Annotated in this window: 34 protein-coding genes; 32 read left to right on the forward strand and 2 right to left on the reverse strand. The window is 64.4% G+C overall.

The annotated features are described in order from the left end of the window. The first annotated feature begins 18 nt into the window (after positions 1 to 18). The 25 genes from rplB to F8O07_RS03555 all read left to right on the forward strand — a co-directional run bounded on the left by rplB (position 19) and on the right by F8O07_RS03555 (position 14,404). Positions 19 to 858 (forward strand): 50S ribosomal protein L2, encoded by an 840-nt coding sequence (gene rplB, locus F8O07_RS03435; RefSeq protein WP_158030743.1) that lies wholly within the window; start codon positions 19 to 21, stop codon positions 856 to 858. Between the two features lie 13 nt (positions 859 to 871). Continuing rightward, entirely contained in the window at positions 872 to 1,153 is a 282-nt protein-coding gene (gene rpsS, locus F8O07_RS03440) for a 30S ribosomal protein S19 (protein WP_158030744.1), read from the forward strand. Between the two features lie 31 nt (positions 1,154 to 1,184). Next, entirely contained in the window at positions 1,185 to 1,583 is a 399-nt protein-coding gene (rplV, locus tag F8O07_RS03445) for a 50S ribosomal protein L22 (RefSeq protein ID WP_158031768.1), read from the forward strand. After that, positions 1,583 to 2,341, forward strand: a complete 759-nt coding sequence (rpsC, locus tag F8O07_RS03450; protein ID WP_158030745.1) for a 30S ribosomal protein S3 — start codon at positions 1,583 to 1,585, stop codon at positions 2,339 to 2,341. The genes rplV and rpsC overlap by 1 nt, the downstream gene beginning before the upstream one ends. Before the next feature lie 3 nt (positions 2,342 to 2,344). Then, positions 2,345 to 2,764, forward strand: coding sequence for a 50S ribosomal protein L16 (gene rplP, locus F8O07_RS03455; protein ID WP_158030746.1), 420 nt, complete (start codon positions 2,345 to 2,347; stop codon positions 2,762 to 2,764). Beyond that, positions 2,764 to 3,075 (forward strand): 50S ribosomal protein L29, encoded by a 312-nt coding sequence (rpmC, locus tag F8O07_RS03460; protein ID WP_158030747.1) that lies wholly within the window; start codon positions 2,764 to 2,766, stop codon positions 3,073 to 3,075. The genes rplP and rpmC overlap by 1 nt, the downstream gene beginning before the upstream one ends. Continuing rightward, positions 3,072 to 3,359 carry a 30S ribosomal protein S17 gene (rpsQ, locus tag F8O07_RS03465; RefSeq protein ID WP_158030748.1) on the forward strand — a complete coding sequence of 96 codons (288 nt, stop codon included), beginning with the start codon at positions 3,072 to 3,074 and terminating at the stop codon, positions 3,357 to 3,359. The genes rpmC and rpsQ overlap by 4 nt, the downstream gene beginning before the upstream one ends. A gap of 27 nt (positions 3,360 to 3,386) precedes the next feature. Continuing rightward, entirely contained in the window at positions 3,387 to 3,755 is a 369-nt protein-coding gene (gene rplN / locus F8O07_RS03470) for a 50S ribosomal protein L14 (protein WP_158030749.1), read from the forward strand. A gap of 1 nt (position 3,756) precedes the next feature. After that, a complete protein-coding gene (gene rplX / locus F8O07_RS03475; RefSeq protein ID WP_158030750.1) occupies positions 3,757 to 4,107 on the forward strand; it encodes a 50S ribosomal protein L24 in 351 nt (116 codons plus the stop codon). Next, the gene (gene rplE / locus F8O07_RS03480; RefSeq protein ID WP_158030751.1) at positions 4,107 to 4,697 is read left to right on the forward strand and encodes a 50S ribosomal protein L5; all 591 of its coding nucleotides are present in this window, start codon (positions 4,107 to 4,109) and stop codon (positions 4,695 to 4,697) included. Before rplX ends, rplE begins: the two co-directional genes overlap by 1 nt. 70 nt (positions 4,698 to 4,767) lie before the next feature. Further along, positions 4,768 to 5,166, forward strand: coding sequence for a 30S ribosomal protein S8 (gene rpsH, locus F8O07_RS03485; protein ID WP_158030752.1), 399 nt, complete (start codon positions 4,768 to 4,770; stop codon positions 5,164 to 5,166). Positions 5,167 to 5,172: 6 nt separating this feature from the next. Beyond that, the gene (gene rplF, locus F8O07_RS03490; RefSeq protein ID WP_158030753.1) at positions 5,173 to 5,709 is read left to right on the forward strand and encodes a 50S ribosomal protein L6; all 537 of its coding nucleotides are present in this window, start codon (positions 5,173 to 5,175) and stop codon (positions 5,707 to 5,709) included. Positions 5,710 to 5,711: 2 nt separating this feature from the next. Further along, positions 5,712 to 6,077 (forward strand): 50S ribosomal protein L18, encoded by a 366-nt coding sequence (gene rplR, locus F8O07_RS03495; protein WP_158030754.1) that lies wholly within the window; start codon positions 5,712 to 5,714, stop codon positions 6,075 to 6,077. 38 nt (positions 6,078 to 6,115) lie between these two features. Next, positions 6,116 to 6,763 carry a 30S ribosomal protein S5 gene (gene rpsE, locus F8O07_RS03500; RefSeq protein WP_158030755.1) on the forward strand — a complete coding sequence of 216 codons (648 nt, stop codon included), beginning with the start codon at positions 6,116 to 6,118 and terminating at the stop codon, positions 6,761 to 6,763. Next, complete coding sequence (gene rpmD / locus F8O07_RS03505; protein WP_158030756.1) at positions 6,763 to 6,945, forward strand: 50S ribosomal protein L30; 183 nt, start codon at positions 6,763 to 6,765, stop codon at positions 6,943 to 6,945. The genes rpsE and rpmD overlap by 1 nt, the downstream gene beginning before the upstream one ends. Positions 6,946 to 6,947: 2 nt before the next feature. After that, positions 6,948 to 7,421, forward strand: coding sequence for a 50S ribosomal protein L15 (gene rplO / locus F8O07_RS03510; protein WP_158030757.1), 474 nt, complete (start codon positions 6,948 to 6,950; stop codon positions 7,419 to 7,421). A 75-nt stretch (positions 7,422 to 7,496) separates the two neighbouring features. Continuing rightward, a complete protein-coding gene (gene secY / locus F8O07_RS03515) occupies positions 7,497 to 8,813 on the forward strand; it encodes a preprotein translocase subunit SecY (protein WP_158030758.1) in 1,317 nt (438 codons plus the stop codon). After that, positions 8,810 to 9,382, forward strand: coding sequence for an adenylate kinase (locus F8O07_RS03520; RefSeq protein WP_158030759.1), 573 nt, complete (start codon positions 8,810 to 8,812; stop codon positions 9,380 to 9,382). Before secY ends, F8O07_RS03520 begins: the two co-directional genes overlap by 4 nt. Continuing rightward, on the forward strand, positions 9,382 to 10,215 hold the full coding sequence (map, locus tag F8O07_RS03525; protein WP_158030760.1) for a type I methionyl aminopeptidase: 834 nt from the start codon (positions 9,382 to 9,384) through the stop codon (positions 10,213 to 10,215). The genes F8O07_RS03520 and map overlap by 1 nt, the downstream gene beginning before the upstream one ends. Positions 10,216 to 10,330: 115 nt before the next feature. Continuing rightward, entirely contained in the window at positions 10,331 to 10,552 is a 222-nt protein-coding gene (gene infA / locus F8O07_RS03530) for a translation initiation factor IF-1 (protein WP_158030761.1), read from the forward strand. 144 nt (positions 10,553 to 10,696) lie between these two features. Then, positions 10,697 to 11,065 carry a 30S ribosomal protein S13 gene (gene rpsM, locus F8O07_RS03535; RefSeq protein WP_158030762.1) on the forward strand — a complete coding sequence of 123 codons (369 nt, stop codon included), beginning with the start codon at positions 10,697 to 10,699 and terminating at the stop codon, positions 11,063 to 11,065. Between the two features lie 30 nt (positions 11,066 to 11,095). Continuing rightward, a complete protein-coding gene (gene rpsK / locus F8O07_RS03540; RefSeq protein ID WP_158030763.1) occupies positions 11,096 to 11,497 on the forward strand; it encodes a 30S ribosomal protein S11 in 402 nt (133 codons plus the stop codon). A gap of 141 nt (positions 11,498 to 11,638) precedes the next feature. Then, positions 11,639 to 12,631: a DNA-directed RNA polymerase subunit alpha gene (locus tag F8O07_RS03545; RefSeq protein WP_158030764.1), complete on the forward strand. Its 993-nt coding sequence runs from the start codon at positions 11,639 to 11,641 to the stop codon at positions 12,629 to 12,631. Positions 12,632 to 12,672: 41 nt separating this feature from the next. Then, positions 12,673 to 13,266 carry a 50S ribosomal protein L17 gene (gene rplQ / locus F8O07_RS03550; protein ID WP_158030765.1) on the forward strand — a complete coding sequence of 198 codons (594 nt, stop codon included), beginning with the start codon at positions 12,673 to 12,675 and terminating at the stop codon, positions 13,264 to 13,266. Positions 13,267 to 13,390: 124 nt separating this feature from the next. Continuing rightward, the gene (locus F8O07_RS03555; protein ID WP_225733152.1) at positions 13,391 to 14,404 is read left to right on the forward strand and encodes a tRNA pseudouridine synthase A; all 1,014 of its coding nucleotides are present in this window, start codon (positions 13,391 to 13,393) and stop codon (positions 14,402 to 14,404) included. 21 nt (positions 14,405 to 14,425) lie between these two features. Here the strand turns inward: F8O07_RS03555 and F8O07_RS03560 are convergent, their stop codons facing one another. Both F8O07_RS03560 and F8O07_RS03565 read right to left on the reverse strand, forming a co-directional pair. Further along, the gene (locus tag F8O07_RS03560; RefSeq protein WP_158030766.1) at positions 14,426 to 14,641 is read right to left on the reverse strand and encodes a YbdD/YjiX family protein; all 216 of its coding nucleotides are present in this window, start codon (positions 14,639 to 14,641) and stop codon (positions 14,426 to 14,428) included. Then, complete coding sequence (locus tag F8O07_RS03565) at positions 14,638 to 16,989, reverse strand: carbon starvation CstA family protein (RefSeq protein ID WP_158030767.1); 2,352 nt, start codon at positions 16,987 to 16,989, stop codon at positions 14,638 to 14,640. Before F8O07_RS03565 ends, F8O07_RS03560 begins: the two co-directional genes overlap by 4 nt. 434 nt (positions 16,990 to 17,423) lie before the next feature. Between F8O07_RS03565 and rplM the strand changes: the two genes are divergently transcribed. The 7 genes from rplM to F8O07_RS03600 all read left to right on the forward strand — a co-directional run bounded on the left by rplM (position 17,424) and on the right by F8O07_RS03600 (position 24,333). Then, entirely contained in the window at positions 17,424 to 17,870 is a 447-nt protein-coding gene (gene rplM / locus F8O07_RS03570; protein WP_158030768.1) for a 50S ribosomal protein L13, read from the forward strand. A gap of 32 nt (positions 17,871 to 17,902) precedes the next feature. After that, positions 17,903 to 18,382 (forward strand): 30S ribosomal protein S9, encoded by a 480-nt coding sequence (gene rpsI, locus F8O07_RS03575; protein ID WP_158030769.1) that lies wholly within the window; start codon positions 17,903 to 17,905, stop codon positions 18,380 to 18,382. Between the two features lie 21 nt (positions 18,383 to 18,403). Further along, positions 18,404 to 19,765 carry a phosphoglucosamine mutase gene (glmM, locus tag F8O07_RS03580; protein ID WP_158030770.1) on the forward strand — a complete coding sequence of 454 codons (1,362 nt, stop codon included), beginning with the start codon at positions 18,404 to 18,406 and terminating at the stop codon, positions 19,763 to 19,765. A gap of 174 nt (positions 19,766 to 19,939) precedes the next feature. Beyond that, entirely contained in the window at positions 19,940 to 21,064 is a 1,125-nt protein-coding gene (gene iolC, locus F8O07_RS03585; RefSeq protein WP_158030771.1) for a 5-dehydro-2-deoxygluconokinase, read from the forward strand. Then, positions 21,061 to 22,035, forward strand: coding sequence for a deoxyribose-phosphate aldolase (locus F8O07_RS03590; protein WP_158030772.1), 975 nt, complete (start codon positions 21,061 to 21,063; stop codon positions 22,033 to 22,035). Before iolC ends, F8O07_RS03590 begins: the two co-directional genes overlap by 4 nt. Beyond that, positions 22,032 to 22,970 carry a 5-deoxy-glucuronate isomerase gene (locus F8O07_RS03595; RefSeq protein ID WP_158030773.1) on the forward strand — a complete coding sequence of 313 codons (939 nt, stop codon included), beginning with the start codon at positions 22,032 to 22,034 and terminating at the stop codon, positions 22,968 to 22,970. Before F8O07_RS03590 ends, F8O07_RS03595 begins: the two co-directional genes overlap by 4 nt. Positions 22,971 to 23,091: 121 nt before the next feature. Beyond that, positions 23,092 to 24,333, forward strand: coding sequence for a LacI family DNA-binding transcriptional regulator (locus F8O07_RS03600; RefSeq protein WP_192496618.1), 1,242 nt, complete (start codon positions 23,092 to 23,094; stop codon positions 24,331 to 24,333). The last annotated feature ends 640 nt before the right edge of the window (positions 24,334 to 24,973 follow it).

Below are 24,973 nucleotides of genomic sequence, written 5' to 3' on the forward strand. Positions count from 1 at the left end.
GGGGAAAGGCTAAGAATCATGGCTATTCGCAAGTACAAGCCCACGACCCCGGGTCGTCGCGGTTCATCGGTGGCTGACTTCGCCGAGATCACCCGCTCGACGCCCGAGAAGTCGCTGCTGCGGCCGCTCTCGAAGACCGGTGGTCGTAACTCGACCGGTCGCATCACGACGCGTCATCACGGTGGCGGACACAAGCGCCAGTACCGCGTGATCGACTTCCGTCGCGCAGACAAAGACGGCGTCGTTGCCAAGGTCGCTCACATCGAGTACGACCCCAACCGCACCGCACGTATCGCGCTGCTGCACTTCATCGATGGAACCAAGCGCTACATCCTGGCTCCGAACAAGGTCAAGCAGGGCGATGTCATCGAGTCCGGCGCCAGTGCCGACATCAAGCCCGGCAACAACCTGCCGCTGAAGAACATCCCGACCGGTACTGTGGTGCACGCCATCGAGCTGCGCCCCGGCGGCGGCGCCAAGCTGGCCCGTTCGGCCGGTTCGAGCGTTCGCCTGGTCGCGAAGGACGGCGCCTACGCGCAGCTGCGTCTGCCGAGCGGTGAGATCCGCAACGTCGACGCCCGCTGCCGTGCCACGATCGGCGAGGTCGGCAACGCCGAGCAGTCGAACATCAACTGGGGCAAAGCTGGTCGCAACCGCTGGAAGGGCATCCGCCCGACGGTTCGTGGTGTCGTGATGAACCCGGTCGACCACCCGCACGGTGGTGGCGAGGGTCGCACTTCGGGTGGTCGTCACCCGGTCAGCCCGTGGGGTCAGCCTGAAGGCCGTACCCGCAAGCCGAACAAAGCCAGCGACAAGCTCATCGTGCGTCGTCGCCCGTCGAGCAAGAAGCGCAAGTAGGAGATAGACAAGAATGCCACGCAGTCTGAAAAAGGGCCCCTTCGTTGACGAGCACCTGCTTCGCAAAGTTCTCGCTCAGAACGAGGCCGGCACGAAGAATGTGATCAAGACCTGGTCACGCCGTTCGCTGATCATTCCGGCGTTCCTCGGCCACACGATCGCCGTTCACGACGGTCGCAAGCACGTCCCGGTGTTCATCACCGAGGCGCAGGTCGGCCACAAGCTCGGCGAGTTCGCGCCGACGCGCACCTTCCGCGGTCACGAGAAGGACGACAAGAAGGGCCGCCGACGCTGAGGCGTCGGCAGCTCCTGAAAGAGAGGTCATGATGGTAGAAGCAACCGCGCGTCTGCGTCATATCCGTGTTACGCCTCAGAAGGCCCGTCGCGTCGTCAACTTGGTTCGCGGCAAGCAGGTCAACGAGGCTCTGGGAATTCTGAAGTTCGCCCCGCAGGGTGCTTCGGAGCCGGTCTACAAGCTCGTCGCATCGGCTGTCGCCAATGCTCGAGTCAAGGCAGAGGCTTCGAACAGCTTCCTCGACGAGGACGAGCTCTACATCGCCGAGGCGTATGTCGACGAGGGCCCGACCCTCAAGCGCATCCGTCCCCGCGCTCAGGGTCGTGCCTATCGGGTGCTGAAGCGCACGAGCCACATCACTGTGGTCGTCGCCACGCCTGAAGAGGCAGCTGGGGCAACCGAGGCATCAGCGAAGAAGGAGAGCAACTGATGGGTCAGAAAGTCAACCCTTACGGCTTCCGTCTGGGCATCACCACTGACCACGTGTCACGGTGGTTCTCCGACTCGAACAAGCCTGGTCAGCGTTACAAGGACTATGTCGCCGAGGACGTCAAGATCCGTCACTTCCTGACAGAGAACCTTGACCGCGCCGGCATCGCGAAGATCAACCTGGAGCGCACCAAGGATCGCGTGCGAGTGGACATCCACACCGCGCGCCCTGGTATCGTCATCGGCCGTCGCGGCGCTGAGGCTGAGCGCATCCGCGGCGATCTCGAGAAGCTCACCGGCAAGCAGATCCAGCTGAACATCCTCGAGGTCAAGAACCCCGAGGCTTCGGCTCAGCTGGTCGCTCAGGGTGTCGCAGAGCAGCTCGCTGCTCGTGTCGCGTTCCGTCGTGCCATGCGCAAGGGTCTGCAGGGTGCCATGCGCGCAGGCGCCAAGGGTGTTCGCATCCAGGTGGCCGGTCGTCTGGGCGGCGCCGAGATGAGCCGTTCCGAGTTCTACCGCGAGGGTCGTGTGCCGCTGCACACGCTGCGCGCGAACATCGACTACGGCTTCTACGAGGCACGTACCACCTTCGGCCGCATCGGCGTGAAGGTCTGGATTTATAAAGGCGAGATCACCGATCGTGAGCTGGCGAGCCTCGAGGCTTCGCGTCCCAGCCGCGGTGATCGTTCCCGCCGAGCCCCTCGCGGCCAGCACGGCCAGCAGAAGGATGCTCCGGTGGCAGCAGGAGCGGAGGCGTAGAACATGCTCATCCCACGTAAGGTCAAGTACCGCAAGCAGCACCACCCCAAGCGCTCAGGGCGTTCGAAGGGTGGCAACGAACTGGCATTCGGCGAATACGGCGTTCAGGCTCTCGGCCCCGCCTACATCACCAACCGTCAGATCGAGGCCGCTCGTATCGCCATGACGCGTTACATCAAGCGTGGTGGCAAGGTCTGGATCAACATCTTCCCGGATCGCCCGCTCTCGCAGAAGCCGATCGGAACCCGAATGGGTTCTGGTAAGGGCTCGCCCGAGTTCTGGGTCGCCAACGTCAAGCCCGGGCGTGTGCTCTTCGAGCTGAGCGGTGTTAGCGATGAGATCGCTCGCGAAGCGCTCACTCGTGCCATCTACAAACTTCCAGTCAAGGCGCGCATCATCAAGCGCGAGGAGGGTGACGCATAATGCCGATCGGATCCAAAGACCTCGCTGTCGACAAGCTCGAGACGCTCGAAGAGGCTGCCCTGGCAGCCGAGCTGAAGAAGGCCAAAGAAGAGCTGTTCAACCTGCGCTTCCAGTCGGCCACCGGTCAGCTCGCTTCGGGATCGCGTGTTCGCGCCGTCAAGCGCGACATCGCACGCATCTACACCATCATCCGTGAGCGCGAGCTCGGCATCCGCCAGCAGCCCGCCCCGGCTCCGGCCGAGAAGGCGTCGAAGGCCAAGGCCAAGACGTCGAAGAAGGCCGCCAAGACTGACGAGGAGGCTCAGGCATGAGCGAGAACAAGCAGGAGTCGCCTGTCGCCGAGGAGCGCGGGTACCGCAAGAGCCGTCGCGGCTACGTGGTGAGCGACAAGGGCGACAAAACCATCACCGTGGTCGTCGAGGATCGTGTGAAGCACGCCCTCTACGGCAAGGTCATGCGCAAGTCGTCGAAGGTTCGCGTGCACGACGAAGAGAACGCCGCTGGTGTGGGCGACCTCGTTCGCATCGACGAGACCCGTCCGCTGTCCGCCACCAAGCGCTGGCGCCTGGTTGAGATTCTGGAGAAGGCCAAGTAGGCCTGAACCTACCCAAGGAGAATTCACATGATTCAGAACGAATCGCGACTGAAGGTTGCCGATAACACCGGCGCCAAGGAGTTGCTGACGATTCGTGTGCTGGGCGGTTCGAACCGTCGGTATGCAGGTCTCGGCGACACCATCGTGGCGACCGTCAAGGATGCGATCCCTGGTGGCGGTGTGAAGAAGGGTGAGGTCGTCAAGGCCGTCATCGTTCGCACTGTCAAAGAGACGCGTCGTCCGGACGGCTCGTACATCAAGTTCGACGAGAACGCCGCAGTGCTCCTCAAGGGCGACGGCGAGCCTCGTGGCACGCGTATCTTCGGCCCCGTCGGCCGTGAGCTGCGCGACAAGAAGTTCATGAAGATCGTTTCACTGGCACCGGAGGTGATTTGAGATGGCGAAGATTCGCAAGGGAGACCTCGTCGAGGTGATCTCGGGCGCGAGCCAGGATCGCGGCGGTGACCGAGGCAAGCAGGGAACTGTTCTGCGCGTCATTCCCGAGACTGACCGCGTCGTCGTCGAAGGCGTGAACATCGTGAAGCGTCACGTGCGCGCCGGTGTGAACGGCGAGCAGGGCGGCATCAAGGAGTTCGAGGCTCCGATTCACGTCTCGAACGTCGCGATCGTCGATCCCGAGACCAAGAAGCCGACCCGTGTCGGCTTCCGAGTCGAAGAAGTTGAGACCAATGGCGTGAAGCGCACCGTCCGCGTTCGCTACGCCAAGAAGTCGGGTAAGGACATCTGATGACTGAGACTGCAGAGACCACCACGGTTGAGAAGGTGACCCCTCGCCTCAAGGTCAAGTACCGCGAAGAGATCATTCCGGCTCTTGAGAAGGAGTTCGGCTTCACGAACCTGCATCAGGTTCCGAAGATCGTCAAGGTCGTCGTGAACACCGGTGTCGGTGAGGCTGCCCGCGATGGCAAGCTCATCGAGGGTGCTGTGCACGACCTCGCGGCCATCACCGGTCAGAAGCCGCACGTCAACCACGCTCGCAAGTCGATCGCTCAGTTCAAGCTGCGCGAGGGCCAGGCCATCGGCGCGCACGTCACACTTCGCGGCGACCGCGCATGGGAGTTCCTGGATCGTCTGATCAGCCTGTCGCTGCCGCGTATTCGCGACTTCCGCGGTCTGAGCGACCGTCAGTTCGACGGCAACGGCAACTACACCTTCGGTCTGACCGAACAGTCGGTCTTCCACGAGGTCGATCAGGACCAGACCGATCACGTGCGCGGCTTCGACATCACGATCGTGACGTCGGCTGACAACGATGATCAGGGTCGCTCGCTGCTGCGTGCCCTGGGCTTCCCTTTCAAGACCAAGACCACTAAGTAACACCGATTGCCGAAGGTCCCCGCTCCGTGTACGGGGCGGGGATACCTGGCGAGAACAGGAAACACTGCACATGACAATGTCAGACCCCGTTGCCGACCTGCTGACGCGGATCCGCAACGCGAACAACGCGCACATCGAGCGCGTCGCGCTGCCTTCCAGCAAGCTGAAGCGCAGCGTCGCTGAGATCCTCAAGCGTGAGGGCTATGTCGGCGAGGTCAGCGAGGAGCCCGCTCGCGTGGGCAAGACGCTCACCATCGATCTCAAGTACGGCTCCGATCGCCAGCGTGCGATCGAAGGCATCAAGCGAGTCTCCAAGCCCGGTCTGCGCGTCTACGCGAAGTCGACCGAGCTGCCCAAGGTCCTCGGCGGCCTGGGCATCGCGATTCTGTCCACCTCCTCGGGTCTGCTGACTGACCGTGAGGCCAAGGCGAAGGGCGTGGGTGGGGAAGTCCTCGCCTACGTGTGGTGATCGAACATGTCACGTATCGGTAAGCTTCCCATTGAGATTCCGGCAGGCGTCGACGTCAAGATCGACGGCCAGCACGTCGCAGTGAAGGGCCCGAAGGGTCAGCTCGAACTGTCACTGCCGAAGCCGATCACGGCTTCGGTCGACGGCAGCCAGGTCATCGTCGCGCGTCCGGACGAAGAGCGCGAGTCGCGTTCGCTTCACGGACTGAGCCGCACGCTGATCCACAACAACATCATCGGCGTCACAGAGGGCTATTCGAAGCGCCTCGAGATCGTCGGCACCGGCTATCGCGCCGTCGCCAAGGGCAGCTCGGTGGAGTTCTCGCTCGGCTACTCGCACACCATCGTGGTCGACCCGCCCGAGGGCATCTCGTTCGAGGTCGAAGGCCAGAACAAGGTCATCGTCAAGGGCATTGACAAGCAGTCTGTCGGCGAGACCGCCGCGAAACTGCGCAAGCTGCGCCTGCCCGAGCCGTACAAGGGCAAAGGCGTGCGGTATGAAGGCGAGCACGTGCGGCGCAAGGCTGGAAAGGCTGGTAAGTAATCATGGCTTCACGCAACAAGAGCAGGCAGGCAGCGCGTCAGCGTCGTCATGTCCGTGTGCGCAAGCACCTGAGCGGCACCGCTCAGCGGCCCCGTCTCGTGGTGAACCGCTCGGCTCGCCACGTCTTCGTGCAGGTCGTCGACGACACCCGCGGCGTGACCGTGGCGAGCGCGTCGACTCTCGAAGCAGATCTGCGTGTCTTCGACGGTGATAAGACGGCGAAGGCCAAGAAGGTGGGCCAGCTCGTTGCCGACCGTGCCAAGGCGGCCGGTGTCGAGGCGGTCGTCTTCGACCGCGGCGGCAACCAGTACGCCGGTCGAGTCGCAGCAGTCGCTGACGGCGCACGCGAAGGTGGGCTGACACTGTGAGCGAACAGACGAAGACCGAAGCATCAAAGGAGCAGCAGGTGAGCGCAACCTCAGCTGAAGGCCAGGGCAAGAGCCAGCAGGCCACCGACCCCAACGAGCGCGAGCGTCGTCACGGGTCGCGCGAGCGCCAGCCCGGTCGCGATCGCGGCGATCGCGGCGGCCGTGACAAAGAGAGCCCGTTCCTCGAACGCGTCGTGACCATCAACCGTGTGTCGAAGGTCGTCAAGGGCGGTCGTCGCTTCAGCTTCACGGCGCTGGTCGTCGTGGGCGACGGCGATGGACTCGTCGGAGTCGGCTATGGCAAGGCCAAAGAGGTTCCGGCCGCGATTGCCAAGGGCGTCGAAGAGGCCAAGCGCAACTTCTTCCGCGTGCCGCGCATCCTCAAGTCGATTCCGCACCCTGTGCAGGGCGAGGACTCAGCCGGCGTCGTCCTGCTGCGTCCGGCATCAGCTGGTACCGGTGTTATCGCCGGTGGCCCGGTGCGCGCCGTGCTCGAGTGCGCCGGCGTACACGACGTGCTCAGCAAGTCGCTGGGGTCGTCGAATACGCTCAACATCGTGCGTGCCACTGTTGCCGCACTCAAGCAGCTCGAGGAACCGCAGGCCGTGGCAGCACGTCGTGGTCTGCCCCTCGACGAGGTCGCACCCGCGGCGCTGCTCAAGGCTGACGAGAAGGTGAGTGAGTGATGGCGAGCCAGCTGAAGGTCACCCAGGTCAAGAGCAAGTACGGGGCACGGCCCGAGCAGCGAGACACGCTTCGCTCACTCGGCCTGCGCCGCATCGGTCAGACAGTCATCAAGGATGACAACCAGGTGAACCGCGGGTATGTCAACGCGGTTCGTCACCTGATCAAGGTTGAGGAGATTTGAGCATGGCTGACAAGAAAGCGCCACAGGAAGAGGAGAAGGTGAGCCTGCTCAAGGTTCATCACCTTCGCCCCGCTCCTGGTGCCAAGAAGGATCGCACCCGCGTGGGTCGCGGTGAGGCGTCGAAGGGCAAGACCGCAGGTCGCGGCACCAAGGGCACCAAGGCCCGTTACCAGGTGCGTCCCGGCTTCGAAGGCGGGCAGATGCCGCTGCATATGCGCACCCCGAAGCTGCGTGGCTTCAAGAACCCGGCTCGCGTCGAGTACCAGGTCGTGAACCTGGTTCGCCTCGCGGCACTCTACCCCCAGGGTGGCCAGGTCACCGTCGACGATCTCGTCGCAAAGGGCGCCGTGCGCGCTGGCGAGCCTGTCAAGGTGCTCGGAACCGGTGAGATCACCGTCAAGCTCGATGTTCGCGTTGACAAGATCTCGGCCTCCGCAAGCGAGAAGATTCTTGCTGCCGGCGGTTCGGTAGAGTAGTAAAGAATGTGTCGTCTCTCGACCGTGGCGTACGTCACGGTCGAGAGACGTCTCAACTTGACAGGAGCCTGAGGTTTGTCGAACGCCGTCGTCCGTATCTTGAAGACGCCTGATCTTCGAAAGAAGATTGGTTTCACGTTATTCATCGTTCTGCTGTTCCGCTTGGGCTCCTTCGTTCCCACCCCCTACGTCGATTACAGCGCTGTCAAGCAGTGCATCAATCAGACATCGCAGACCTCAGGTCTGTACGAGCTCGTGAATCTGTTCAGCGGTGGTGCGCTGCTGCAGCTCTCGGTGTTCGCCATGGGCATCATGCCCTACATCACGGCCTCGATCATCGTCCAGCTGCTGCGTGTGGTCATCCCGCGTTTTGAAGAGCTGCACAAAGAGGGCGAGTCGGGTCGCGCCAAGATGACGCAGTACACCCGTTACCTCGCACTTGGCCTCGGTCTGCTCCAGGCCACCACACTCGTCACCGTCGCACGAACCGGCGCACTCTACGGCACAGCCTGCAGCGAGTCGCTCATCGTGAACGACCAGTGGTACACGATCGTGCTCATGGTGCTGACCATGACCGCCGGCACTGGCCTGATCATGTGGTTCGGCGAGCTCATCACCGAGCGTGGCATCGGCAACGGCATGTCACTGCTGATCTTCACCTCGATCGCCGCGCAGTTCCCCAGCCAGATGGGTGCCATCTGGAACGGCAACGGCGGGCCTCGTAACTTCTTCTTCGTACTGATCCTCGCATTGGTGCTCGTCGTGGCCGTGGTCTTCGTCGAGCAGTCCCAGCGTCGCGTTCCAGTTCAGTACGCCAAGCGCGTCGTGGGGCGCCGCACCTACGGCGGCAACACCACGTACATTCCGATCAAGGTGAACATGGCCGGTGTCGTGCCCGTCATCTTCGCCTCGTCGCTGCTCTACCTGCCCGCACTGATCGCGCAGTTCAACCAGGGCGACGGCTCGCAGGAGCCGCCGGCTTGGGTACAGTTCATCTCGAATTACCTCACCCGCGGCGACCATCCTCTCTACATGGCGCTGTACTTCCTGCTGATCGTCGGTTTCACGTACTTCTACGTGGCCATCACGTTCAACCCGGAGGAGCAGGCCGAGAACCTGAAAAAGTACGGCGGTTTCATTCCAGGCATCCGCGCTGGTCGCCCGACCGCAGACTTCCTCAACTACGTGCTCAGCCGCATCACGTTCCCCGGCTCGATCTACCTCGGCCTCGTTGCGCTGCTGCCGCTGATCGTTCTGGGCGGCCTCGGCGTCGGCCAGAACTTCGCCTTCGGTGGTACGTCGATCCTGATCATCGTCGGCGTCGGCCTTGAGACGGTCAAGCAGATAAACTCGCAACTGCAACAACGTCACTACGAAGGGCTACTCAAATGAGCAAACGACTGCTTCTCATCGGTCCGCCAGGAGCTGGCAAGGGCACGCAGGCCGCACGTCTGACGAAGAGTCTGGGCATTCCGGCGATCTCGACTGGCGACATCTTTCGCGAGAACGTCAAGAACCAGACCGAGCTGGGCAAAGAGGCGAAGCGGTACATGGATGCCGGCGAGTATGTTCCCGACTCTCTGACGAACGCGTTGGTGCGCTCACGCCTCAACGAGGCAGACGCAGCCGAAGGGTTCCTGCTCGACGGCTACCCGCGCACGGCAGAGCAGGTCAAAGAGCTCGATGACATCCTTGGTGACGCTGGTAAAGCGCTCGATTCGGTCGTGCTCATCGAGGCCGATCAGAGCGAGCTGGTCGAGCGGCTGCACAAGCGTGCCGTCGAGCAGGGCCGTTCGGACGACACCGAAGATGTCATTCGTCACCGTCTTGAGGTCTACGCAGAGCAGACTGCTCCGCTGATCGACACCTACCGCGAACGCGGCCTGCTCGTGACGGTCGACGGACTCGGTGCGGTCGACGAAGTCACCGACCGCATTCTTGCCGGTCTCGGCGAGAAGTGATGTTCCGTCGACCCACTTTCGACTACAAGACCCAGCAGCAGATTCTGCAGCTGCGTGATGCGGCGATGGCCACTCGCCACGTGCTCGACGAGGTCTCGAAAGCGATTCAGCCGGGAGCGACCACGCGACATCTGGACGACGTCGCACTGCGCACGCTCGCATCCGACGGCGCCACTGCGAACTTCGCTCTGGAGGACGACTATGTCGACGCGATCTGCGTCTCGATCAACGAGCAGATCGTCCATGGCATCCCCGGCGACCGTGTCATCGAGCCCGGCGACCTGGTCTCAGTGGATGCCGGAGCGCTGCTGAACGGATGGAACGGCGATTCGGCCGTCACCGTGCTCGTTCCCGGGGGAGACCCCGAAGTCAGTGCACGTCGGGCTGAGCTCAGCCGCGTCACTGAGCAGTCGATGTGGGCAGGCGCCGCAGCGTTGGCTTCGGCGAAGCATGTGAACCAGGTCGGCACGGCGATCGAGGACTACACCCTCGGACAGGGCGACTACGGCATCCTGCGGGAGTACATCGGGCACGGCATCGGTCGCGAGATGCACGAAGACCCGCCGGTGTTCAACTACCACATCTCGGGTCGCGGTGCGAAGGTGCAGCCCGGACTGGTCATCTGCATCGAACCGATGCTGACCGACGGCACCGAAGACACCGTCATCGCTCCCGACGGATGGGCGATCTCGTCTGCCGACGGGTCTGACGGCGCACATTGGGAGGTGCAGGTCGCCGTGACCGATCGCGGCATCTGGGCGCTGAGCTACGCAGACGGCGGTGCGGCAGGGCTGGCGCCGTTCGGCGTCGTGCCGACTCCGCTGACAGCCTAGGTCGCATTCGCGACACGCCCGGTCTGTACAACCATCAAAAAAAGCCATAAGATGTTTAACTGGTGTCTTTTGGCATCGGTGTATCCACTCTAGAGATCAAGGCGGTAAGGCATACATGGCGAAAAAAGACGGTGTCATCGAGATTGAAGGTTCAGTCGTCGAGGCCCTCCCCAACGCCACGTTCCGCGTCGAGCTGACCAACGGGCACCTTGTGCTCGCGCACATTTCAGGCAAAATGCGTCAGCACTACATCCGCATTCTGCCCGAAGACCGCGTGGTCGTCGAGCTCAGCCCCTACGATCTCAGCCGCGGACGCATCGTCTACCGCTACAAGTAGGCCGAAGCACCACAATAAGCAGCATCGCTGACGAGAGTCAGCACACCCCTAGTCGGAGGCTGGGGCCGTGAAATCGTCTGAGCGATCAGGCGGACTCACGGAGATGCTGCCCGACACCTCCAATGCACCATAAGGAGCAGCCGCATGGCACGTCTAGCAGGCGTCGATCTGCCTCGCGAGAAGCGCGTGGAGATCGCACTCACCTACATCTTCGGCATCGGGCGCACGAGCGCGCTCAAGATTCTGGAGGCCACCGAGATCAGCGGTGACATCCGCGTCAAGGATCTGACCGACGATCAGCTCGTCGCACTGCGCGATTTCATCGAGCACAACTACAAGACCGAGGGTGACCTTCGCCGTGAGGTTGCCGCCGACATCCGCCGCAAGGTCGAGATCGGCAGCTACCAGGGTCTCCGCCACCGTCGTGGCCTGCCCGTGCACGGTCAGCGCACCAAGACCAACGCGCGTACGCGCAAGGGTCCGAAGCGCACCGTCGCAGGCAAGAAGAAGTAGTCCACAGGATTCAGGAGACAGAGCACAACAATGGCAGCACCGAAGTCAGCCGTGGCTCGTAAGCCACGCCGCAAAGACCGCAAGAACATCGCCGTCGGCCAGGCACACATCAAGTCGACGTTCAACAACACCATCATCACCATCACCGACACCACCGGGGCGGTCATCGCCTGGGCGTCTGCCGGTGAGGTCGGCTACAAGGGCAGCCGCAAGTCGACGCCCTTCGCCGCACAGCAGGCGGCTGAGCACGCTGCGAAGCGCGCTCAGGATCACGGCGTCAAGAAGGTCGACGTCTTCGTGAAGGGTCCGGGGTCGGGTCGCGAGACCGCGATCCGTTCGCTGCAGGCCGCCGGCCTCGAGGTCGGGTCGATCAACGACGTCACTCCGCAGACGCACAACGGGTGCCGCCCGCCGAAGCGTCGCCGGGTCTGAATCGCTGCACGTTCGCGTCACCGGCGGCGTTCGCCCTAACGTCGCCGGTTTCGTGGTCATCATCCCAAATACCGGTCCTGGGAGGATTCCCAGAACACGCGAGTCGTCATATGGCGGTCGATTCGCCGAAAGGAAACACACGTGCTGATTGCACAGCGACCCACACTCACTGAAGAAGTCGTCTCAGAGAACCGCTCGCGGTTCGTCATCGAGCCGCTGGAGCCGGGGTTCGGCTACACGCTCGGCAACTCCATGCGCCGCACGCTGCTCTCGTCGATTCCGGGCGCGGCCGTCACCAGCATCCGCATCGACGGCGTGCTGCACGAGTTCACCACGGTTCCCGGTGTGGTCGAAGATGTCTCAGACATCATTCTGAACATCAAGGAGCTCGTCGTCTCAAGCGACCATGATGAGCCCATCACCGCGTTCCTGCGCAAGCAGGGTGCCGGTGAGGTCACGGCTGCCGACATCACCGTGCCGGCCGGCGTCGAGGTCTACAACCCCGATCTGGTGATCGCCACGCTGAACGCTAACGCGAAGCTCGACATCGAGCTGGTCATCGAGCGCGGCCGTGGCTACGTCACGGCGCAGCAGAACCGCAGCGAATACGCCGAGGTCGGTCAGATCCCGGTCGATTCGATCTACTCTCCGGTCATGAAGGTCACCTACCGCGTCGAGGCGACTCGTGCCGGTGAGCGCACCGACTTCGACCAGCTGGTCATCGACGTCGAGACCAAACCCTCGATCTCGCCCCGCGACGCTGTGGCTTCGGCCGGCAGCACGCTCGTCGAGCTCTTCGGCCTGGCCCGCGATCTGAACACCGAGTCAGAGGGCATCGAGATCGGTCCGGCACCGGCAGACGTGGTGGCTCCCACCGAGCTGTCGACGCCAATCGAAGATCTCGATCTCTCAGTGCGCTCGTACAACTGCCTGAAGCGCGAGAACATCAACTACGTCAACGAGTTGGTGGCTCTGAGCGAGCAGCAGCTGATGAACATCCGAAACATCGGTCAGAAATCCGTCGACGAGGTCAAGGACAAGCTCGAAGAGCTCGGCCTCTCGCTGAAGGATGCAGTGCCCGGCTTCGACGGCGCCCACTTTTACACGGGCTTCGAAGACGACACGCAGGCCTGACCACACTTATAACTTTCTGACCGAAGAAGGAGACCACAATCATGCCGAAGCCCGCTAAAGGCCCGCGTCTCGGAGGCAGCCCCGCACACGAGCGGCTCATGCTGGCGAACCTGTCGATGCAGCTGTTCGAGCACAAGGCCATCACCACCACTGAGACCCGTGCCAAGCGACTGCGTCCGTTCGCCGAGCGTCTGGTGACGTTCGCGAAGCGCGGCGACCTGAAGTCGCGCCGCAAGGTGCTCGCGATCATCCGCGACAAGTCTGTCGTGCACGAGCTCTTCACTGAGATCGCGCCGCAGGTTGCCGACCGCGAGGGCGGCTACACTCGCATCGTCAAGCTCGGCTACCGCAAGGGTGACAATGCGCCCCTGGCGCGTATCGAGCTGGTGCTCGAGCCCGTCGTCAAGAAGAACCGCGGCGGCAAGCACGCGGCTGACGAGGCCGTCGAGGTCGCAGCCGACGTCGACGAGCAGATCAAAGAAGAGACCGTGGCCGTCGAGCCCGACACCCAGGTGCAGGGCTCAGAGTCGCAGATCGAGGCAGAGGCTCAGGCCGAGGCTGAGGTCGCCGAGGCCGCCGAGCAGGTCGACGAGGCCATCGAGGCTGATGAGACCAAGAAGGCTGACGACAAGTAGTCGATCAGACTGATCTGAGAAGCCCGTCGTTCCGGTGATCCGGTTCGGCGGGTTTTTCGTCGTCTGCGGGCGTGGCAGCATGGTGTCGGCAGCGCCGACGGATGAAGCAACGAGGCAGCCGGACATGGCTGAGCAGGGAACTGACGAAGACAGGAGCACCATGAGCGACCGAGGCGACAGCACCCGGGTGCGCATCGACCTCGCCTACGACGGCACCGACTTTCAGGGCTGGGCCGCGCAGCCGGGGCGGCGCACCGTGCAGGGTGTGCTCGAGGATGCCCTGGCGCTGATCCTGCGCGAGCCCGTTCGCACTGTGGTCGCGGGACGTACCGACTCCGGAGTGCATGCGACCGGTCAGGTGGTGCACGTCGACGTGCCGGTCGGTGCACTCGAGCAGCTCGCGCGCGCCGACCGCGCGAAGCGAAACACACGCGGAACTGAGGCGTCGTGCGACTTGGGCGAACCGCTGCCGGAGCGCGCGGCACGTGTGCTGTGCTCTCGCCTGCGCAGCGTTCTCGGTCGGGTGCCCGACCTGCTCGTCCGCAGTGTGCGCACGGCTGCACCTGGCTTCGACGCCCGATTCTCTCCGATCTGGCGTCGCTACGAGTATCGAGTCAGTGATGACTGGGGCACGCACGACCCGCTGCTGCGACGACACGTGCTGGCATGGCCGCAGCGCGTCGACGTCGAGCGCATGAATCGTGCGGCGCAGACTCTGCTCGGGCTGCATGACTGGGCGGCGTACTGCCGTCCGCGTGCGGGAGCGACGACCATTCGCGAGCTGCAGCGTTTCGAGTGGCGTCGCGAAGCAGCCAGAGCCTCTGGCGTGACGTCTGTGGCGACGCCGAATGGCATCCTCATCGCGACGGTGCAGGCTGACGCATTCTGCCACCATATGGTGCGCTGTCTCGTCGGGGCGACGCTCGCCGTCGGCGCAGGAGATCTCGAGATCGACGACCTCGTGCGCCTGCGCGACCGGGGCAGCCGAGGCACCGAATACAAGATGGTGCCGGGCCATGGGCTGGTGCTTGCAGAGGTCGGGTACCCCGCTGATGCGGAGCTGGCGGTGCGGGCCGAACAGACTCGGGCCCGCCGAGACGGGGTGCATCCTGGCGGGTCCGAGTCGTTCAGCGACTGAGGGGCCGAGAGGCCGGGTGGCTCAGCAGCAGCGCGCCCCCGGGTTGGCCTCCTGTTCGCGTGCCTGCTCGCGCCAGAACTCGCGTTCGCTCATCACCGGCTTGTCGGGGTGCACCCGCTGACGGTGCGCGACGTAGTCGTTGTACGCGTTCGCCCCGAGCATGCCGCGCAGCAGACGGCGGATGCCGTTGAGCCAGGCGAGCACGGCGTTCGTCGTGTGTGGCGTTGCGCTGCTCATCCGCTCACGTGCACTTTCAGCTTCTCGGGGGAGACCTGCTCCCATTCGTGATTCAGATCGCTCTCTTCGCGTGAGGCGATCAGCCCCGACGGTGCGTAGGTCTCGCTGGCGACCGGCGCCGGCTCGGTCGTCGGCAGCCCGTTGCCACGCCAGGCCTGCACGATCTTGGTCAGCGCCGCGACGATCACGATCACGGTCAGCACGGCGAAGAGAATAGACAGTGAACCCTGCACCGCGGTGTTGCGGATCGTCGCCTCGAAGCTGGTGATCTGCGCTGCGACCTTCTCTTCGGCGATGGCGACGCCGGCGACCGTGCCAGACTCGCGCAGCTCGGCGAGCTTGCCCCGTGTCGCAAAGTGATTGGCCCAATAGCCGATCGTGGCGTTCGACGAGAAGATCTTGTACCACGAACCGGTCAGCGTGACGACGAGATCGAAGACCAATGGGATTCCGGTGATCCACAGGTACTTGAAGTACTTGCGGCCTTTCTTCGCGAAGATGGCGGTTGCGACGGCGAGGGCGATCGCGGCGAGCAGCTGGTTGGCCACGCCGAAGAGAGGGAAGAACGTGTTGATGCCGCCCAACGGATCGGTCACACCCAAGATCAGGATGTAGCCCCAGCCGGCGACCATGATCGCGGTTGCCAGCCACACTCCCGGTCGCCAGTTGTTGTCTTTGAACCGTGGCCAGAAGTTGCCGACGGCCTCCTGCAGCTGGAATCGTGCGACGCGCGTGCCAGCGTCGACCGCGGTCAGGATGAACAGCGCCTCGAACATGATTGCGAAGTGGTACCAGAACGCCTTCAGCCCGGGAGTGATGTTGTGCATGATCTCGGCGATGCCGACGGCCAGGGTCGGAGCACCGCCGGTGCGCGAGACGATCGAGTGCTCGCCCACGTCGTTGGCCACCTGCTGCAGCATGCTGCCTTCGACGTGCACGCCGTTGAGACCCAGCGAGTTGACGAACTTGGCTGCGCCCTCGACCGTGCCTCCGGTCGCCGCGGCCGAGGAGTTCATCGCGAAGTAGATGCCGCGGTCGATCGAGAGGGCTGCGACGAAGGCCATCAGAGCGACGAGCGACTCCATGAGCATGCCGCCGTAGCCGATGAATCGAGTCTGCCGCTCTTTGTGCACCATCTTCGGGGTGGTGCCTGAGGCGATCAGCGCGTGGAACCCGGAGAGGGCGCCGCATGCGATGGTTACGAAGAGGAACGGGAAGAGCGGGCCGCTGAACACCGGGCCGTCAGAGCGTGAGGCGTACTCGCTGAACGCCGGGACGTTCAGCTCGGGGCGCACCACCACGATCGAGACGGCGAGCAGCAGGATCACGCCGATCTTCATGAAGGTCGAGAGGTAGTCGCGCGGGGTCAGCAGCAGCCAGACCGGAAGAACCGCGGCAACGAATCCGTAGATGATGATCGCCCAGGCGATGGCGATGCGATCCATATGGAAGATCGACTGGCCCCAATCGGTGTTCGAAACCCAGCCTCCGCCGATGATCGCAGCCAGCAGCAGGACGATGCCGATCACCGACACCTCCATGATCTTGCCCGGGCGCAGGTAGCGCAGGTACACACCCATGAACAGGGCGATCGGGATCGTCATGCCGACGCTGAACACGCCCCAGGCGCTCTCGCCGAGGGCGTTGACCACGACGAGCGCGAGAATCGCGACGATGATGATCATGATCGTCAGAGTCGCGATGATGGCCGCCGTGCCGCCGATGCGGCCGAGGTCTTCGCGAGCCATCTGGCCGAGCGAACGGCCGTTCCGACGTGTCGAGATGAAGAGCACGACGTAGTCCTGGACGGCTCCGGCGAAGATCACTCCGAGAATGATCCAGAGTGTGCCGGGCAGATAGCCCATCTGCGCGGCGAGAACGGGGCCGACCAGCGGGCCGGCGCCCGCGATCGCGGCGAAATGGTGGCCGAAGAGCACACGGCGGTCGGTCGCGACGTAGTCTTTGCCGTTCGCCGAGTACTCGGCGGGTGTGGCGCGGCGGTCGTTCGGACGCAGCAGCTTGCGCTCGATGTACTTGCTGTAGAACCGGTAGGCGATGAGATATGAGGCGACGCCGGCGAAGACGAACCAGATGCCGTTGATGGTCTCGCCGCGACTGACCGCGAGAATCGTCCACCCGATCGCACCGACGGCTGCGATGAGAATCCAGGTGATGACCTTGGCCGGGGTCCACTTCGGTTTGTCGAGAAGCTTGGGGTCTACCGCAGTGGGCGGCAGCGCAGGGTCTGAGACGAGCTTCGACTCATCCCACTCTGCTGGAGGTGTTCCGGCGGATGCCGCAGGCTGCCCGCCTGCAGTCGGCCGTTCTGAGGGTGTCGTCGTGGACATGGGGCATTCTCCTTTGAATGTCTCAGCGGCACCAATGCCACGCGAGCATATGCCGTGCCACTGGTACGCAGAATGATAGGGGAATCCTCGGACATTCACAGCTGGTTGTGCCCACGTGGGCGCGTCGTGCGGGATTCTGACGGCGGCCAAGGCCGCACCCGAGCGCTGGCGTCACGCAGGTTGCTGTGGCTGCGCGCATTCGACTAGACTCTCTCTTTGGTATGCGCGGCTGAGCCTTGTGCAACAGCTGTGCTGCCCGACTTGAGCCCTCCACCGTCTGTATTCACACGACTGAGGATGCTCCAAACGTCTCGTTCGACAGGTCACGCATCGCGGTGGCCGATGTCGACTGCGGGGCGAGAAGGAGCATTCGACGCGCGGGAATCGCATCGGAGTGGGATTCACGAACACCTCAAATCGAGAGAGAGAAGCTAGTGACACGCACATACTCGCCGAAAGCCGGCGAAATCAAGCGCAACTGGGTCATCATCGACGCCACCGACGTGGTGCTCGGCCGACTGGCCAGCCACGCTGCCGCCATCCTGCGCGGCAAGAACAAGCCCACCTTCGTTCCTCACCTGGACACAGGCGACTACGTCATCATCATCAACGCCGAGAAGGTCGTGCTGAGCAACGGCAAGGCCGACAAGAAGATCGCCTGGCGGCACTCGAACTACCCGGGCGGCATCAAGGGAGTCAAGTACAGCGATCTGCTGCGCGAGAACCCTGAGCGCGCCATCGAGAAAGCCGTTCGCGGCATGCTTCCCAAGAACACCATCGGCCGCGAGCAGCTTGGCAAGCTCAAGGTCTACAAGGGTGCCGAGCACCCGCACGCCGCGCAGAAGCCGGTGCCGTACACCTTCAGCCAGATCGCCCAGTGACCGGCGCCGAGAGACTTTCACAGGAGAACACCGTGGCAGAGAACACAGAAAACCTCACTTCGTACAGCACCTCGACGCCTGAGGGCGCAGAGGCCGTTGAAGAGCGCGCACCGCGCAACCTCAGCGTGCCGGGTGCCGCAGTCGGCCGTCGCAAAGAGGCCATCGCTCGCGTGCGCCTGGTTCCGGGCAGCGGCGAGATCACGGTCAACGGCCGTACCCTCGATGTCTACTTCCCGAACAAGCTGCACCAGCAGCTGATCAAGGATCCGCTCACGCTCCTCGGGCTCGAGAGCGCGTATGACATCACCGCGACCATCAACGGCGGCGGCCCCTCGGGTCAGGCTGGCGCACTGCGTCTGGCCATCGCCCGTGCCCTCAACGGCATCGACGCCGACAACAACCGACCCGAGCTCAAGAAGGCCGGCTTCCTGAGCCGTGACGCCCGAATCAAAGAGCGCAAAAAGGCCGGTCTCAAGAAAGCCCGTAAGGCTCCTCAGTACTCGAAGCGCTAAACCGCTCGATCTGGGAACGTCATGCCTCGACTTTTTGGCACCGATGGGGTGCGAGGACTCGCCAACCGCGACCTCACCGTCGAACTCTCGCTGCAGCTGGCTCAGGCCGCTGCGCGGGTACTCGGCGCTGAGGCGCGGGCGGCGGGTCGTCGTCCCATGGCCGTCCTCGGTCGCGACCCACGCATCTCCGGTGAGTTCATCGGCGCTGCGGTCGCGGCGGGGCTGGCCAGCGGGGGAGTCGACGTGCATGACGCGGGCGTGCTGCCCACGCCGGCGACGGCGTTCCTCGTGCAGGATCTGCAGGCCGACTTCGGCGTGATGATCTCTGCATCGCACAACCCCGCACCAGACAACGGCATCAAGTTCTTCGCCAAGGGCGGTCTCAAACTGCCTGACGAGGTCGAAGACAAGATCGAGGTCGAACTCGACCAGCCGAAGCTCGCTCCGACCGGTGCCGATGTGGGACGCATCTCCACGTTCGCAGACGCAGAAGACCGGTACCTGCTGCACCTGCTCGGCACTGTGCCCAACTCTCTTGGCGGCATTCGTCTGGCGCTCGACTGCGCGAACGGAGCAGCAGCCGGGGTCTCGCCCCAGGCGTTCACCGACGCCGGTGCCAAGCTCGTCAGACTCATCGGTGCAGATCCCAACGGGGTCAACATCAACGACGGCGTCGGTTCGACGCATCTCGAGAAGCTGCAAGAGGCGGTCATCGCAGATCGTGCACAGGTCGGCATCGCCCACGACGGCGACGCAGACCGCTGCCTGGCCATCGACGAGAACGGCCGTGTGATCGACGGCGATCAGATCATGGCCATCCTCGCCACTGCGCTGCACCGTCGGCGCCAGCTGCCCGGCAACACGCTCGTCTGCACTGTGATGAGCAACCTCGGCCTGCACCTCGCCATGCAGAAGGCGGGCATCGAGGTTCGTCAGACCGCTGTGGGTGACCGCTACGTGCTCGAAGAGCTCAACCGGTCGAACCTCGGTCTCGGCGGCGAGCAGTCTGGGCACGTCATCTTTCGCCGCTACGCCACCACAGGCGACGGCCTGCTGACCGGCCTGCAGCTGCTCTCGGTCATGGCCGAGACGGGCAAGCCGCTCTCGGTTCTCGCCGACGAGGCGATGACGGTGTATCCGCAGACCCTGATCAACGTGCGCGACGTCGACAAGACCGCACTGTCGTCGAACGCCGTGATCAAAGACGCGGTGACGGATGCCGAGGCTCAGCTGGGTGACGAAGGTCGCGTGCTGCTGCGGCCGAGCGGCACTGAGCCGCTCGTTCGCGTGATGGTCGAGGCGACGTCAGAGCGTGTCGCACACGACTGGGCAGAGAAGCTTGCGGCTGTCGTGCGCGAGCAGCTCACCGTCGCCGCCGCATAGCGCCGCAGACAGATCGCAGAGCACGTCGTACCGAGCCGATCGTCACTCCAGCTCACCTCCTGAGCACCTTCGCGCTCCACGGAATCGCCCGTCACGTTCGACGCCGGTCGTCTCGGTGGGCTAGTCTCGTCAGTACCCCTTACTCACTGCAAAGGCGCACTGAAGGAGACAGAATTGGAACGGTCCAATAGTTCGGTCGGAGACTCGGCTCCCCCCACGAGCCCTCACAGAGGCACAGATGCAGACACCGGCACCGCTGGCGCACCCTCGTCGACTCCTGACGTCGTCGCACTCGGGCGCCTCGGCGTCGACGTCTACCCGCTGCAGAACGGCCTCGGGCTCGAAGACGTCACCAGCTTCGGCAAATACCTCGGCGGCTCGGCAGCGAACGTCACCGTTGCGGCGGCCAGATACGGGCACCACCCAGCGCTGATCTCGGGAGTCGGCGACGACCCCTTCGGCCGATACCTGCGGCACGAGCTCCAGCGCCTGGGCGTCGACTCGACCGGTGTGCGCACAGTGGCCGAGTACCAGACTCCAGTCACATTCTGCGAGATCTTTCCGCCCGACGACTTTCCCCTCTACTTCTACCGAGAGCCCAAGGCCCCCGACCTCTGCCTGCTGCCCGAACAGCTCGACGAGGTGCTGCCCGAGGCATCGTCGACGTCGACATCGCTGAAGCGACCACGTCTGGTCTGGCTCACCGCCACCGGGCTCAGTGAGCAGCCGAGCTTCGACACCCATCTCGAGGCCCTGCGACGGGCAGGCGGCGGCGGGAACGAGCCGACTGTCGTGCTCGACCTCGACTACCGTGCGCAGTTCTGGCCCAGCTCGGCTGTGGCGCACGAACGCATCACGCAGATCCTGCCGCAGGTCACCGTGGCCGTCGGCAATCGCGAAGAGTGCGAAGTCGCCGTCGGAGAGACCGATCCCGATCGCGCCGCGGAGGCGCTGCTGGCGACCGGTGTGCGGCTCGCGATCGTGAAGCAGGGGCCGAAAGGCGTGCTCGCACGCACTGCGACCGAACGCGTCGAGGTTCCGCCGACGCCGGTCGTGGTGGTGAACGGGCTGGGTGCCGGCGACGCGTTCGGCGGGGCACTCATCCACGGGCTGCTCAATGACTGGCCGCTCGAACGGACTCTGCGCTTCGCGAACGCCGCCGGAGCGATCGTGGCATCGCGCCGCGAATGCTCGACCGCGATGCCGACCGAGTTCGAGGTGGATGCGATGCTCGGCTCGACCGGTCATGCGGGTGCCACGAACCATGCAGACGACGCACACAGTGAGGTACGCGCATGAGTACGATCCCTGACGACGACTTCGCAGCAGTGCTCGCCGAGCTTCGCGAGGTGCGCGCCTGCGAGCCGCACCGCATCGACATGTCACATGCAGATCGCGTTCGCCGGCCGCTGTTGCAGGATGACGGCCGTCTGCTCATCGTGGCAGCCGATCACCCGGCACGTGGAGCGCTCGGCATCGGCGACGACCCCATGGCCATGTCGAGCCGAGACGACCTGCTGCGGCGTCTGGCGGCTGCACTCGAGAACGACGAAGTCGACGGAGTGCTCGGCACCCCCGACGTGCTCGACGACCTCGCACTGCTCGGGCTGCTCGACGGCCGCGTGGCGATCGCGTCGCTGAATCGAGGCGGGCTCGCGGGCGCATCCTTCGAAATGGACGACCGCCTCACCGCACACCGGCTGGCCGACGTGCTGCGCGACCGACTCGATATGGGCAAGGCACTCGTGCGCATCGACCTTGACGACCCGGGAACCGTGCGCACCCTTGAGACGATCGCGGCTGAGGTGAGCGCCTTCGCGCAGGCAGACGTGCCGATCCTGTTGGAGCCGTTCATCAGCCGGCGCGTGCCCCAGGGACAGCGCACGCGCGTCGTCAACGACCTCAGCACCGAGGCCGTCGTGCGCTCGGTGGCGATCGCATCTGGGCTCGGCGGGTCTTCGCGCAGCACCTGGCTCAAGGTGCCGGTGGTCGAAGACATGGCTGCAGTAGCGGCGGCGACGACGCTGCCGATACTTCTGCTCGGTGGCGACACCAGCGCCGACCCAGAGGGGGCGTTCCGAAGCTGGGCCGACGCGTTGGCGCTGCCGGGAGTGCGCGGCCTGGTCGTGGGACGCTCGCTGCTCTACCCACCCGACGGCGATGTCGAGGGTGCGGTCGCTCGCGCCGTCGAACTGGTGCACGGCGATCCTGCCGGCGAGACACCTGCCGAGGCGGCTGACGCCGCGGGCGTGAGGGGAGCATCCGCATGACCCGAAAATGGGCCTATCGACCCGGCGAACTCGCTCGTGACGGCTGGGGCGACGTGGTCGACCGCGGCGTTCCCGGTTGGCGTCACACCGCGCTGCGCATCGCCGATCTCGACCGGGGGCCGGTCAGCGAGCGGGCGAGCGGGCGTGAGTCGATCATCCTGCCGCTGACGGGTGAGTGCGAGGTGCGCTACAGCGTGCCCGGCGCGGCGCCGGATGCTGCCGTGGAGCTGCGCGGGAGGGCGTCGGTGTTCGACGGGCCGGCCGATGCGCTCTATCTGCCCATCGACGCCGAGTACACACTCACGGGGCACGGTCGGGTGTCGGTGTCGCAGGCATACACCGATCTGCGGCTGCCGGTCGAGGTGATTCGGCGCGAGAGCGTGCCGGTCGAGCTGCGCGGCAGCGGCAACATGAGTCGACAGGTGCACAACTTCGGCACGCCGGCCCGGCTGCGTGCCGGGGCGATCATCGCGTGCGAGGTGCTCACCCCCGGCGGCTGCTGGTCGTCGTACCCGACGCACAAGCACGACCGCGACGTGCCCGGAGTCGAGACGGCGCTCGAAGAGATCTACTACTTCGAGGTCGAAGTCGAGCGCGGGCTGGGCAGGGTCGCCGATGCCGGAGCTCGGGCTGTCGAGGCTGGGATGGAGGCGGCGAGTCACGAAGCCGATCCGTTCGCGCTGTTCGCGACGTATCCGTCAGATCGTCGGCCGATCGAGATCAGCGCCATGGTGCGCACCGGCGACATCGCCTTGGTGCCGTACGGCTATCACGGACCGGTGGCGGCCGCGCCGGGCTACGACGCGTACTACCTGAACGTGATGGCCGGGGCGGGTGACCGCGAGTGGCTCATCCAGGACGACCCGGCGCACGGATGGCTGCGCGAGACCTGGGATGCCGGGCAGATCGATGCGAGGCTGCCCTTCGGTGGGTGAGGGGATGCGCTGCGAGTGCGCAGAGCGGGCTACGACGCGCGGCGAATGCTGCGATGATGAATGTGGCACCAAAGGGGGCATCATGGGGCAAGGTCGAAGAAGTGGGCCGACGATCAGAGACGTGGCGGCTGAAGCCGGCGTGTCGAAGTCTCTCGTCTCGATGGTGTTCAACGACGATCCGCGGGTCAGCGATGTGCGTCGAAAGCTCGTGCTCGATGCGGCGCAGCGGCTCGGCTTCTCACCGAACTGGATGGCGCGTTCCCTTGCAGCCGGCGACGGAGACTTCGTCGGAGTGATGGTGCCCGACCTCGCGAACCCGATCTTCGCCGAGATTCTGGAGGGAATTCGCGCCGAGCTGCGCGGTGCAGGGCAGCGCACACTCGTGTCGAGCGCGTTGTTCACCGACGCCGGTGGCAACCGGGAGTTCGACGATCGTGTGCTCCCCGTGCTGCGTGACATGCATCCGAGCAGTCTGGTGGTCATCGGGTCGGTGCCCTCACTCGACATCGTGCAGCCGCTCATGGAACGTATACCGACGGTAGTCGCCAGCGGCACGGCTGATGACCTCGAGCACGTCTATGTGGTGCGCAACGACGACGTCATCGGCATCGATCTGATCATCGATCATCTCGTCGAGCGCGGGCATAGACGCATCGCCCACGTCGGCGGTGCCGGCGGCGGCGCAGCTGTCAATCGACGTGATGCGTACGAAGGCGCGATGCGTCGCCATCGACTGGCCGAGCACATCGAGGTCGAGCTCTCTGACTACACGACGGAGCAAGCGATCGAGGCGACACGTCGTCTGCTGACGCGTTCGCCGGGGGATGCCGGCGGGCGAGCCCGTGTGATGGGGGATGCTGCGGTGGGGAATGCTGCGACGAAAACCGCTGGGAGGGGAGCTGTGCCGGATGCTGCGGTGGGGAATGCTGCGCCGGAGGGCGTGGCGGGGGAAACTGTGACGAAAGCTGGTGGGACGAAAGCCGCTGAGACGGGTGCCGCGATCAGGACCCATGCCCTGCATCCTGATGATGTACGCCCCTCGGCGATTGAGAATCTGACCCTGCTCCCAGCTGCAGAACGTCCCACCGCGATCGTGGCGGTGAACGATCTGGCGGCGCTTGGCGTGATCACCGCAGTGGAACAGCTCGGGCTGCGCGTGCCCGAAGACATCGCGGTCACCGGATATGACGACACGGCGCTCTCGGGCATCGATCGCATCTCGCTCACCACGGTCGATCCACGCAATGAGGAGATCTCGCACGAGACCGTGCGTCTGCTGCTCGACGCCGACGGGCCGTTCGAGGGGCATCGCGAGCGGCTGGTGATTCCACGACTTGTCGTGCGCGGTTCGACTGCTGCGTGACCCTTGCCTGGCCGCGGCGAAGCGGCCTCTCTCGGTGCGAAGGGCGACGGCGCGGGGAACTGCTGATCTGCTCTGGGCCTGAACTTGCGAGCCTGTGTGGAGCGGCCGGTGTGCAGGGCTCAATTGCAGGGTTCAGGGGGCTGTGATCGAGCGCCGAGCGGCGCTGGCTGCGGACAGTGCTCGGTCGGTGTGCACGGTTCCGCTGAGATGTACACGGTTTTGCTGAGATCAGGGGGATTTCAGCGGAACCGTGCAGCTGTCGGCGCAACCGCGCGCAGCGAAGTCGATGCGCAGGGCAGCCGGAGTGAGCGCCGGCGTGAGTCAACGGCAGTCTCGCCGAGGATTTGCTGAGAGTGGGGAGTCAGTGCCCCGGCACACGAGCAGAAACCCAGCTCGGTACAGGTGCAGGAACTCAGGTCGGCGCACGACGAGAAGTCCAGATCGTATATCTGGGCCGCAGCACTTGTCACTGACCTGGGTCTTATGCCTAAAGTTGGACCGGTCCAACACTGAGGTTGGACTCGAATCGAGTACGACCGCATGAAGCTGAGCGGCCCCGGCCTCAGAAGAAACCGAGATGAACGAGTTTCAGACGAGACTGCGAGCACCGGCGTCAGAAGAGCCGACAGCATCGGCTTCA

Source organism: Pseudoclavibacter sp. CFCC 13796, from assembly GCF_008831185.1.
In the GTDB taxonomy this organism is placed as follows: domain Bacteria; phylum Actinomycetota; class Actinomycetes; order Actinomycetales; family Microbacteriaceae; genus Pseudoclavibacter_A.